Origin of the sequence: Bacteroides finegoldii DSM 17565 (genome assembly GCF_000156195.1) — a bacterium.
Taxonomy (GTDB): Bacteria; Bacteroidota; Bacteroidia; order Bacteroidales; family Bacteroidaceae; genus Bacteroides; species Bacteroides finegoldii.
In genome coordinates this window covers 37,040-48,066 of the sequence record NZ_GG688330.1, presented here as the reverse complement: position 1 = coordinate 48,066, position 11,027 = coordinate 37,040, and the positions used below count along the sequence as shown (strand labels likewise).

The following is an 11,027-nucleotide window of genomic DNA, read 5'->3' as shown; positions in this document are numbered from 1 at the left end:
AAAGGTCAGAACGCCCCCACGTAAAAACCCCGCCGGAGGCAGATTTCAAGCATACTCGTTTTACTAAAATACTAAGATTAGTCTATACTAATCTTAGTATTTTAGTATTATTGTAATGTGCATTACAATATAGGGGGGGATATGAAAAAGTGGGGATGTCGTAATACGTCAATTCGCCCCACTTTTAAGGCTTGACGTGCAATAGCCGTCAGCCCCCAGACGGACGGGAACCACCCCGGCCGCACACAAATATAGAGAATCTTCCGGATTTAACCAAACAGGTCGGGATCTTTCTTTTTCCCCCTGGCCTTGATACCGAAATCCTCACGCAGCATCTTTGCCAGTGAGTTATGTGCGTGGGCTGTGCTCATTTCACCGCTGCAAACCTTCTCGTCGTAATAGGCGCAACGGTCGTACACGTCTTTCAGCCGTCCGCTTTCCAGGATCTTGTCGAGTGCCCTTACCGGGGTGTTGTCGCTCGGATAGCTTAAAGCACCGTAAACCCAACGGTAAACGAACGAGTATTGTTGTTGCTGGTCGCCTCGCAGTTCTTGGGGATTTCTCGCATGGATGAACAGGATAATCGTGTCGGCTTTCGGTTTTTGCCCCTTTTTAGGCGTTTTGCAGATGAATTTGTAATCGAACCATACATCGGCCTCGCTTTCCTTGATTCGTGTCTGTGCAGGCCTTAAAACCTTTTGGTCGATCTGTGCGTTCGAGTAGGAGGCCGGGATCTCCAGGTCTTTACAGAATTGCTCGATCGAGTAATAATACTCCCGTCTGTCCCGTTGGCTGCAAATGATCTTGTAGAGCCGCTTGGTGTAATTGCCCCGGAGGGTTAAGGCGATGTTCTTCCCGTACCTTGTACCGCCGACACCCGTACCGTAGTAGAGCAGGAAAGGGATCGCCCAGGGGTTGAGCGTCAGGGCTACCCGGTTTGTGCCTTTGATGTTGTGTACCGTCGTTATCACCACCCCGAACGTTTCCACCGTCTGGTGGATATTGGGATGCACCCAGCGAAAGGAAAAGTTTTTCCGCATCATGGCGATAGCCTCTTTCAGAACTTTGCTCTTGTTGTTCTTCCCCCCGGCTTCGTCGCATTTGATCTCGACGACAGGCTGGTTAAAGAGGTCTTTAGGCAGTTGTTTTTCCCTGGTCATGTGTTGCTGGATCTGGTCGCTTATCAGCGTCAGGAGGTTTTCTTGCCACTCGGTCACGGAGTACTGGCCGAATGTTACGTTATTCGGCTGGATTAACATTACTTCTTCCTCCGTAGGAGGAATATAGAGGGTGATGTCGTTGGTCGCCATAGGCTTTTTTTTTGAGTTCGGGACAAAGTTAAAGAAATAAAAGATACCGCCAAAAAATACCAAGTATTTTTTATTGTAACCTTTAGTAAAATGGGTATTTATTGGAGGGGGTAATTTTAGTAAAATAAGTATTTTCCCCCTTCGGATTTTAGTAAAATGAGTATTTTAGGTTGTGTTTTTTCACTTATAACGATTTGTATTTCAGTTAATTATAAATGAAAAAACGCTTTCTTACAAAGAACCTCTACAAAGACTATTCTTACAAAGAAGGAAAATTTTAGGGAATCACAGGCTTCAAAAACGGCTGGAAAATGTGCATTTTGAAAACGGAAAATGAGAAACGGAGAAAAAATGAGCGAAGCGTTTCTTTAGTGCGATTTTTCCGCGCGTTAAAATGTGTGAAATTTTGTTTTTGTGTTGTAAAATCTAAGGTGATCGGAACGATTGCCGCCGTTTTACAAATGTACACTTTTTTGGGGGGCGGTGTACATTTGTAATGTGCATTTTGGGGGCTGGGTGTCTGATGTATTGGAGCGAAGCCGTGCGGAGCGTTCCAGGAGCGACGAGCGAAGCAAGGAGAGAGAGAACGACGGTTTACCAAAGTGAGCAAGCAGTCATTGGACTTAGTCCAATGCTGATTTTCTAAATCACTGATATATAACTGTTTACTTGTTTATATGTATGCGAATTGCATACATATTGCATACATTATTTTGATAATTCATTGAATTATAGTATATTGTAGCCGATATTTATGTATGCAAACCCCTATACGTGAAATTATGGCAACAACAAGTAAAGATACGTCTATCCGTATAAAGGAGAGTACAAGGTTTAGGCTTGATATGCTGAAAGGAAACAAATCGCACGATGCGTTCGTGGCCGAAATGTTACTCTATTTTGAAACAACGGGGATCACCCCGCAGTCGAATGTAATGCCGCCGAACATTGCGGCCAAAGAGCAGGCAAGCCGGGTGATCGAAGTTGTCCGGGGCATTGAGAAATCCACTAACGTAAGGCTGAAAAACATCGAACAACTCCTTTTGTCGCTTGTCGGGGAAGTGAAAACGCCGGGGGACAATCCGGACGAATATATGCACATCTCACAGGTACAGGAACTTTTGGAGCATTCCAAGCAACTGGAACAGGAAGCCAGGGAAAACCGGGAGAAGGCCGGGAAACTGCAAACGGATCTCGAAATAGCCCGGCAGGAGAAAGGAACTCCGGCCGTCGGATGCAATACGCACAAGATCCTGGAGATCGTGGAGCGTATCGACGAGGTGAAGAAGATACCGACATTCAACGATACGGTTTATGAGATAGACCGTAATACGCTGGATATGTGGGTGAAAAGGTTAAAGGACGAACTAAAGAGATAAGCCTATGTTTGCCAAAGTACACCCGGCCGAGGACGTGAAAAGCGGAAATACGGGAAGCTGTCACGACCTGGTGCGTTATCTGGAAAAGGAAACGGGGGAGGGACAGCGTTTTTTCTCCCATACGGAGCAGGATATTTCACCCGAACGGGTAATTATGGATATAGACGGGAACAAAAAGGCGTTAGGGGCTAACGACGCTAAATTCTTCATGCTTTCGCTCAATCCGTCGCAGTCGGAACAAATGCACCTTATCGGCCGGAAAGTGGACGATTTAAAGGAACTTACACCACAGGAGAAAAAAGAGGTTTTCCAAAAGCTGGAGGCGTTCACCCGTTCGGCTATGGATGAATACGCCTTGAACTTCGGACGGGACAATATTAGGGGAGGCCGGGATCTCATGTATTACGCACGTGTGGAAACGGAACGATCCTATCATCCGGAAGATGAAGAGGTGAAACAGGGGATCGCCAGGATCGGAGAGCCTAAACCCGGTCTGAACTTACACGTTCACGTAATCGTTTCACGCAAGAGCCTGGACGGGAAAGTGAAACTTTCTCCGGGGGCTAAATCGGCCGGGAACACCTGGGAACTGGAGGGCAGGGGGACGGTGAAACGGGGTTTTTCACATGAGGGCTGGAAAGTCAGGGTACAGGAATGTTTTAACCGGAAATTCGATTACCAGGCCAAAGAGGGGGAAACTTATGTACGTCCGCAGGTATCGGCCGAGATCGGGAAGATCACGAACCCGGAGCTTAAAAGGATATTGCAGGACGAGCAGTTTACGGCGGCAAACCAGATCGTCGCAGCCATGAGGGAACAAGGTTACACGCACCAGGTAAGGAAGGGGGTGCATTCCTTTTCACGGGAGGGTGAAGTGTTCCAGGTTGAACACAGGCTCTTGAAAGCGTTCGAACAACCTCTGTCAGACGAGCAGCTAAAAAGCATAACGGAACGTTTCGACTTGACAAAGTACGAGGCGAACCCGGCCGGGTACAGGGAGAACGGTTTGCAGGTAAAGGATATAAGTTTCTCGACGTATGTAAAAGATGAAGCACAGAAGGGGGAAAAGGCCTTGAAAGAGGTCGCTTATAAAGTGGTTTATGATGAACAAAACCATACGACGGTATCGTTCGCCACCGTCCGGCAGTTCGCATACGAGCATCAAATAAACCTGGTGAAAAGCGAACCGACGGCCGAAGCCGTCTTGAAGAAGATCAAGAACCCGGAGCTTAAAAACCTGTTGGAGAACTACCGTTTTACGTCCGCTAACCAGATTGTCGTAGCCATGAAAGAACAAGGCTACACGCATAAGGTACGGAAAGGGGTACATTCCTTTTCACGGGAGGGTGAACGGGTGAGCATACGGCACAAGGATCTGAAAAAATTCGCCGATCCGAAACTGGAGAGCCGCCACATGGAGGGCATTATCGAACGGTTTAACCTGTACAAGTACAAGCAGGAGGGCGTGGCCTACCGGGAAAACGGCCTGGAAGCCAAGAATATTTCTTTCCTGACATACCAGAAAGTGCCGATCGAGCCGGAAGAGGATAAAAGCGTGACCGGAAAGCCGGAAACAAAGGAGGAAGCGCAGCAGCCACAGCAGGAAACGCCGGGGAGCGAGGCACATCCGGAAGAAACGGAAAACGAAGCGGAAACGCCCATGCCTGAACCCGATCCGGTGAAATACAGGAAAGAGCTTAAAGAGGTGTCTTATGATGTACTGTTTGATAGGGAAACGAAAACCTATGTGCCGATTTCGGCGATCCGGAAATACGCATACGAGAATGAGATCAATCTGATAGACCGATACAAGCATGGGTACGCAGTCAGGAACGAGGATCTTAGGGAGTGCCTGGCAAATCCCGAATACCGGACGGTAAGGCAGATAAACAAGGCCATGAGGGAGAGGGGATATACGATCGAAAGGGACGAGGCCGGAAACTATACCTACATCAAGGGGGAAAGTTCTTTCTTTATGGAACGCCGGGATTTGCTTGCCTTTACCGGGTACGCCAAAGATACCGGAGGCCGGGAAAGGGAAAGGGGAACGCACCGAAGCGCAGACAAGACGGTCGGGTTTATCGGTGGTAAGGCCAAACAAAAGCTGATAAACGAGATCCTGGGGGATAGCTTCCGGACGGAAAGGATGCTTGTAGGCAACGTGAAAAAGGCCGTCAGCCTTATACAGAACCCGGCTAATATAAAAATGATGCTGATAAAACAGATCGGCAGTTTTCTAAACCCGTTTAAAGAGTTATGATATGATGATGTATATTATTATAGGGATCGCCTGCCTGGTGGGGATCATCGTTGTTGTGCTGTTGCTTCCAAATTCCGGGAAACAGCAGCAAAAAGGACAGAAATACCGTTTTGAACTGTCGGCCGGGGGAGGGAGGAAAATAACCTTTGCCGATCCGTTCGATAATTTCCTGGTCTATGGTGGGGCGAACTCCGGAAAGACCAAAAGCATAGGAAAGCCCTTGTTAAGCCAGTATATACAGGCCGGGTTTGCCGGATTTGTCTATAATTACAAGGATTTCGATCTGGCAAGGACAGCCGTACACCTGGTAAAAAAACATAATTACCCTTATGGGTGCTTCCAGATCAGTTTCACGGATATGGAACGGACGCACCGGACAAATCCGATACGTCCTTCCGTGGTGAAGAATGAAACCTTGTTCTTGCAGCTAATGGATGATATGCTGACCGCCTACCAGGGAAAGGACGGCAAACGGGACGAGTGGTTTAACGGGGCGTTGGGGATATTAAGGGGCGTTTCGATCCGGTTTTATAACGATTATCCGCAGTTTTGCACGATACCCCATATCGTTAATTTCATTTGTTCGGCCGGAACTGTCCGGATAACGTCGTTCCTGGAGGGCAAGCACCAGAGCCGGGTACTGGCCGGGGCATTCCTGGACGCAAAGGACAGCCCCAAGACGCAAAGCAGCTATCTAAGCAGCCTTACCAACAGTCTAAGCACGCTCGCCAACGAAAAAAAGGTGTGTTATGTCCTTTCCGGAAATGATTTCGACTTTAACCTGATAGATCCGGAATGTCCGAAATTGGTTGTCGTATCGAACGCCTATCAGATCGAAAACCTGATTTCCCCGGTTATATCGCTCATGCTTTCCATTTCGTCCCGGCGTTTCACGCTGGCGAACAAAGTGCCGTTCTTCTACTTTCTGGATGAAGCGACCACGTTCCGGATCGCCGATTTCGAGAAACTGCCGTCCGTTCTAAGGGAATACCTTTGCAGTTTCGTTTTCCTCACGCAGTCGGCGGCGAAGATCGAGAAGATATACGGGAAATATGACCGCAGTTCGATAGAATCCAATTTCGGGAACCAGTTCTTTGGCCGGACAAAGGACATAGAGGCCTTGAAAAGCTACCCGCTTGTTTTTGGAAAAGAGGAGAGGCAGAGGGTTTCAAAGACCACCGGAAGCAGCCGGGGAGGGGAGAACCGCAGCCGTACAGTTTCCACGCAGAAAGAGGAAATATACGACACGAATTTCTTTACCAGCCTGAAATCGGGCGAGTTCGTGGGGAGTGCGGCACATTCCAACATGAGGAACTTTCATTTGAGGTTTGAAATGTACGAGGACAAGGAAGATCCGCTTCCGATCGTGCATCCCGTACTGGCCTCGGATATAGAGGAAAATTACCAGCAGATCATAAGGGATATACAAGGCATTGAATAACAAGGGAAGTGTGGCGACATTCTACAAAGTGTGGGACAACTCCACACTTTTTTGTGGAATATAAAAAAGGGGTAAAATTATAAAAGTTTGATAATTAGTGTATTTATTAAAACAGTAGTGTATTATGTCAAATTGGAATGGATTTTGTACAATATAATTGTATAAATACACTCCAGTTTGAAACTCCAGTGCAATAGCAAAGGTTGTTTTTGGATTGGCCGGATAAGAATTTATTTACTTAAATACTTAAAAATAAACTCCTTATGAAAACGCCTTTGTTTATCTTGCTCCAGGCTACTGGAGGTATCAGAAATGAAGTAAACACATTCCTTAGTGATTATGCCGTTCCGGTGATCGCCATGCTCCTGATCGTGGGAGTGGGGATCGGTGTGGTGATGAATTATGATAAGATTATAGACCGGGACGGACAGGGAACAAGAAAAGAGGGTATTGTAAACTTACTCTGGGTAGTTGGTTACATCATCATCGGGCTTGCGATCATTGCAGCCGTTATCGCACTTATCAATAGCAAACTTAAAATGTCCCTCTAATGGACTTCCAGGTTAGAAAGGGGCTGGAAACACCCCTGAAAGTGCATGGAATGAGAACGAAGTTTTTTTGCATCTATTGTATTATCCTGGCTGTGATTGTTCTTTTTGTCGTGGGCTTCCTGACAAGTGCCATGAGTGGGGAGGGATCTTTTTTGGCCTTTATCGTTTCGCTGGTGGCCGGGGCGTTCGCCTCTGTGGTCTTGCGGATCGTCTTTATCAACCTTTCCATGCAGCGCAAGTTCGGCAAGTTCAAAAGACAGGTATTTGTCATATCGAATAAGGATCTGTTAAACAGCCTGTAAACACTCTTTTTATGAAAATATCGGCAGCGCAAGCGTACTGTATCTTGGATACGGTAGGATCTTCCATACTTACCAAATCCGGCGAAATATCCGTTTCCTACCTGTTGGAATTGCCGGAGGCCTATTCGCTGGATCGCTCGGATCTGGAGGAAAGGCATAACGAGTTATTCCGGGCTTTCCAGTATGTCCGAACCGGGTTTATACATAAGCAGGACGTGTTTTTACGCAGGAAATTCAAGCCGGAATATGTGATCGAGGGGGAGGGCTATATACAGACGGCCGAAAGGAAGTATTTCGACGGACGGGAATACCTGCATCACTTCTGCATATTGTCCTTTACGCTTTCGGGACTGCAAAGCCTTGAAAAAGCGTACCAGGCCAACCCGTTGGCGTATAGCGAGAAACTGGCGAAGGCAGACCGGGACAGGCTGGCCGAGTTTCTGGAATCGGTGGAGAGTGCAGTTTCCATTATCCGGAATATCCGTGGCACGCAGATCCGGCCGTTGAACGTGGCCGAGGTGAAACAGCACCTTTTCCGGTACGTGAACGGTTTCCATGACGACGAGGGACTAAGGGATATACAGTGTTCCGATATGATAAGGATCGGGCAGAAGAAAGGGATATTCTTTGCCGTTTGTGATGAAAGGTATCTGCCCGACAGGATGAAAGTATATGTTACGGACAGCACTTTGCAGGAGGCAAACAGCCAGCTTTATATGTCGATGCTGGAAAGGATCGGCGTTCATGTGCCCTGTTCCCATGTGGTAAACCAGATATGGAAATTCGCCGGGGGAAGCTACCGGGAGGAACTGGCCGAGAGGGTGAAGCTGTTCGGCCGTTACCGGGAGTTTGACAAGGCCATAAAAAGCCGTTATGACGGCCTGGCCTCGTATGAGCAGGAGATCATCAACGAGGAAAACGTGCTTTGCAAAACGCACCTGAACGTGTTGCTGTTGGAGGATGACGAAACGATCCTGAACCGACAGACGGAACAGGTAAAAATGATTTTCACGAACGCCGGGTTTAAATATTACATTCCAAGTTACGAGGGGCTTTATAATATCTTTATAGGCTCGATCATCGGCCGGGAAAACAACCTGAATCCGGACTACCTGTTTCTTTCGGATCTGCATTCGTCGCTCTGCATGGGGATCAATTACTCTACGTTCCGCAGCGACAAGGAGGGGATCTTGTTTAACGAACGGCTGTATCAAACACCGATTCGAAAGGACGTTTGGGACGCAGATAAGAAACGCATTCCGGCACGTAACATGATTATCGTCGCATCGACGGGTGGGGGAAAGTCGGTTACGTCGTTGAACATCATCCAGCAGAACATCGAGCAGAATTATAAACAGATCGTCGTCGAGTTCGGAAAGAGCTTTTACCAGCTTTCGCAGTTGTACCCGGACAGGTCGCTGCATATTGATTATGACGGCAGCAGCCCGTTGGGGATCAATCCGTTCTATACGGCCGGGAAGCAGCCGGACAACGAGAAGATAAAGACGCTTGTAAACCTGGTGCTTAAATTCTGGCGGTCTAAGGCGATCATGGAGGACACGAAACAAGTTGTTTCGCTGACAAAGATCATTTGCCGTTATTACGAGGATATTCCCGACGGCCATTGTTTCCCGGACTTTTACAGGTACGTCCAAAGAGAGGGGAAAAAACTGTATGAGCGTTTGAATATCCTGCCGGAATACTTCGATATAGACAGCTTCCTGCACGTGTGTTCGGAATTTATGCCGGGGGGATTTTATGAGAACGTGTGCAAGCCGTCCCCACTGGAGAACGATATGCAGAACCGGGATTTTATCGTCTTTGAGCTGACGAAGATAAAGAAAGATCCGTTCCTGATTTCCGTCATTATGACAATCCTTTTCGATACGATAGAGAACAAGATCCTTTCGGATCGTTCCGTCAGGGGGATGCTGATCTTTGACGAGTACGCAGAAAGCCAGTCTATAAAGGACACCTTTTCAGGTGCGGACATACATTCGACGGTGGCGTTCTGTTACCAGAAACTCCGCAAGGAAAACGGGGCGGTGGGTACGATCGTCCAGTCATTGGCGCAGCTTCCCGATAACGAGTACACGAAAGGCATTATCGCCAATACGCAACTCTTATACGTGCTTCCGGCCAACGAGATCGTTTACGACCAGACGGTAGAGGCGTTCCATATCAAGAACCGGAGCCACGTAAACCTGATGAAGTCGATCCGTAACGACTTTTCAGGGGTACGGCCGTATTCGGAGATATTCATCCGGTTTATGGATAGTTATGCAACGGTGGTACGCCTGGAGCTTTCACCGGAAAAATTGCTTGCATTCCAGACCGACGGCGAGAAATGGAACAAATTGCAGGAGATTTACAAGGAGGCCGGAAGCATGGAAACGGCCATAGAGAAGTATAAACAATTAAAACAGAAAAGTTATGAAACGGAAATGTCTATGTAGTTTGCTTGTGATGATGTGCTTTTACTGTACGGCGTTCGGCCAGTGGGTGGTGTCCGATCCGGCCTTGACGCAGCTATCGCAGATAACCTGGGCGAAAGAACTTAAACAGGCATACGAACAGTTTCAAGTGCTGGGGGAATCCAGGGACATACTGACTAAGAGCCTGGATCTGTACCGGCAGGTGAACGGGGTTATCAAAAACTCTAAAATGGTGTTGCAGGTGCTTTCCATGCAGGGGGAAATGTTGGAACTGGCGGCGAAAGAGTGCACCCGGTCGGACGTGTTTACCGGACAGGAGGCATACGGGGAATATACGAACGTGCTGAACAAGATCATGGAGGAAAGCGTGCTTTCCTTTGACCTGATCCGGACGATCATATCGCCCTCGGTGAGCATGACCGACGGGGAGAGGATAAAAATTATCGTGGATCTGGATAACAAGCTGAAAGAGAACCGGGACAAGATGCTCGACGAGAGAGCGAGGTTTAATACGGTCAATGACGCTATAAAACGGATCGCAGCCCTGAAATCAACAGCCAAGAAGTGAGCCTATGGAAGTGATCGACAATGTGATTAGCGCATACGAGGCCGTCAAGATGAACGGCGTCAGCCAGGGGATCATCGCCCTTTGTTCCTTTATCGCCGTTATCATCGTGATACAAAAGTTCGTGACGGCCTGGAAAGAGGCCTTTAGCGAGGGGGACAAGCCCGTCGATATGAAACAGTTCTTCAAACTGTTCTATATCTATATTTATGTGTTCGCCATTATCATGGTCGCACCGTTCGCCTTTACGATCGTGGAAACGGCACTTGGAAATCTTCAGAACGAATTGATAAGCCATTATCAGGAGGACGTGGATCTAAGCATTGACGAGGCGATCGTAACCTTTACAAAGGACTATATCGAGGACGTGCAAAGGCGGCATAACTGGGTAGGGCAGCAGATTCAGGAGGTTATCATGCTGCCGTTCAATATTGCGGCTTATACGATACTCCTGTACGCAACGAAATATATATTTTTCTTCTTTGCGTCAGCCCGGTATCTGTATCTTATACTCCTGGAGATCGTCACGCCGATAGCCGTAATACTCTACATGGACGAGAAAACGAGGCATTATACGCACGCATACCTGAAAAACCTGTTTGTCTGTTACATGACGATCCCGGCGTTCCTGATAGCCAACGCCCTGGGGTCTATCATTGCGGAGAATATCATGCACATGTGCGGACAGAACAAATATACCATGCTGGGACTTCTTTTCGCTTTCGTGTTCAAACTTTTCCTGTTTGCCAAAAGCGTGAAATTTTGTCGTGAACTGTTTTAAATC

Annotated in this window: 9 protein-coding genes; 8 read left to right on the top strand and 1 reads right to left on the bottom strand. The window is 47.7% G+C overall.

What is annotated here, in order from left to right:
* Positions 1-269: 269 nt before the first annotated feature.
* On the bottom strand, positions 270-1,310 hold the full coding sequence (locus tag BACFIN_RS04240; protein ID WP_032839855.1) for a replication initiation protein: 1,041 nt from the start codon (positions 1,308-1,310) through the stop codon (positions 270-272).
* A 782-nt stretch (positions 1,311-2,092) separates the two neighbouring features.
* On the opposite strand from BACFIN_RS04240, the gene BACFIN_RS04245 reads away from it, so the two are divergent.
* From BACFIN_RS04245 to BACFIN_RS04280, 8 genes are all read left to right on the top strand, one after another.
* Positions 2,093-2,689, top strand: a complete 597-nt coding sequence (locus BACFIN_RS04245; RefSeq protein WP_229036266.1) for a BfmA/BtgA family mobilization protein — start codon at positions 2,093-2,095, stop codon at positions 2,687-2,689.
* 4 nt (positions 2,690-2,693) lie between these two features.
* On the top strand, positions 2,694-4,949 hold the full coding sequence (locus BACFIN_RS04250; RefSeq protein WP_007756705.1) for a DUF5712 family protein: 2,256 nt from the start codon (positions 2,694-2,696) through the stop codon (positions 4,947-4,949).
* A gap of 1 nt (position 4,950) precedes the next feature.
* A complete protein-coding gene (locus BACFIN_RS04255) occupies positions 4,951-6,390 on the top strand; it encodes a type IV secretory system conjugative DNA transfer family protein (protein ID WP_005842196.1) in 1,440 nt (479 codons plus the stop codon).
* A gap of 263 nt (positions 6,391-6,653) precedes the next feature.
* On the top strand, positions 6,654-6,941 hold the full coding sequence (locus BACFIN_RS04260) for a hypothetical protein (protein ID WP_005842194.1): 288 nt from the start codon (positions 6,654-6,656) through the stop codon (positions 6,939-6,941).
* Between the two features lie 50 nt (positions 6,942-6,991).
* Entirely contained in the window at positions 6,992-7,243 is a 252-nt protein-coding gene (locus BACFIN_RS04265) for a hypothetical protein (RefSeq protein WP_195582147.1), read from the top strand.
* An 11-nt stretch (positions 7,244-7,254) separates the two neighbouring features.
* On the top strand, positions 7,255-9,699 hold the full coding sequence (locus BACFIN_RS04270; protein WP_005842190.1) for a VirB4 family type IV secretion system protein: 2,445 nt from the start codon (positions 7,255-7,257) through the stop codon (positions 9,697-9,699).
* Positions 9,677-10,246, top strand: coding sequence for a lipase chaperone (locus BACFIN_RS04275; protein ID WP_007659504.1), 570 nt, complete (start codon positions 9,677-9,679; stop codon positions 10,244-10,246). Before BACFIN_RS04270 ends, BACFIN_RS04275 begins: the two co-directional genes overlap by 23 nt.
* Positions 10,247-10,250: 4 nt before the next feature.
* Positions 10,251-11,024, top strand: coding sequence for a hypothetical protein (locus BACFIN_RS04280; protein ID WP_005842185.1), 774 nt, complete (start codon positions 10,251-10,253; stop codon positions 11,022-11,024).
* Positions 11,025-11,027 lie beyond the last annotated feature (3 nt).

What these genes read in the sequence shown, in the direction of transcription:
- BACFIN_RS04240 (WP_032839855.1), bottom strand. Translation starts at nt 1,310, where the DNA reads ATGGCGACCAACGACATCACCCTCTATATTCCTCCTACGGAGGAAGAA.
- BACFIN_RS04245 (WP_229036266.1), top strand. Translation starts at nt 2,093, where the DNA reads ATGGCAACAACAAGTAAAGATACGTCTATCCGTATAAAGGAGAGTACA.
- BACFIN_RS04250 (WP_007756705.1), top strand. Translation starts at nt 2,694, where the DNA reads ATGTTTGCCAAAGTACACCCGGCCGAGGACGTGAAAAGCGGAAATACG.
- BACFIN_RS04255 (WP_005842196.1), top strand. Translation starts at nt 4,951, where the DNA reads ATGATGATGTATATTATTATAGGGATCGCCTGCCTGGTGGGGATCATC.
- BACFIN_RS04260 (WP_005842194.1), top strand. Translation starts at nt 6,654, where the DNA reads ATGAAAACGCCTTTGTTTATCTTGCTCCAGGCTACTGGAGGTATCAGA.
- BACFIN_RS04265 (WP_195582147.1), top strand. Translation starts at nt 6,992, where the DNA reads ATGAGAACGAAGTTTTTTTGCATCTATTGTATTATCCTGGCTGTGATT.
- BACFIN_RS04270 (WP_005842190.1), top strand. Translation starts at nt 7,255, where the DNA reads ATGAAAATATCGGCAGCGCAAGCGTACTGTATCTTGGATACGGTAGGA.
- BACFIN_RS04275 (WP_007659504.1), top strand. Translation starts at nt 9,677, where the DNA reads ATGAAACGGAAATGTCTATGTAGTTTGCTTGTGATGATGTGCTTTTAC.
- BACFIN_RS04280 (WP_005842185.1), top strand. Translation starts at nt 10,251, where the DNA reads ATGGAAGTGATCGACAATGTGATTAGCGCATACGAGGCCGTCAAGATG.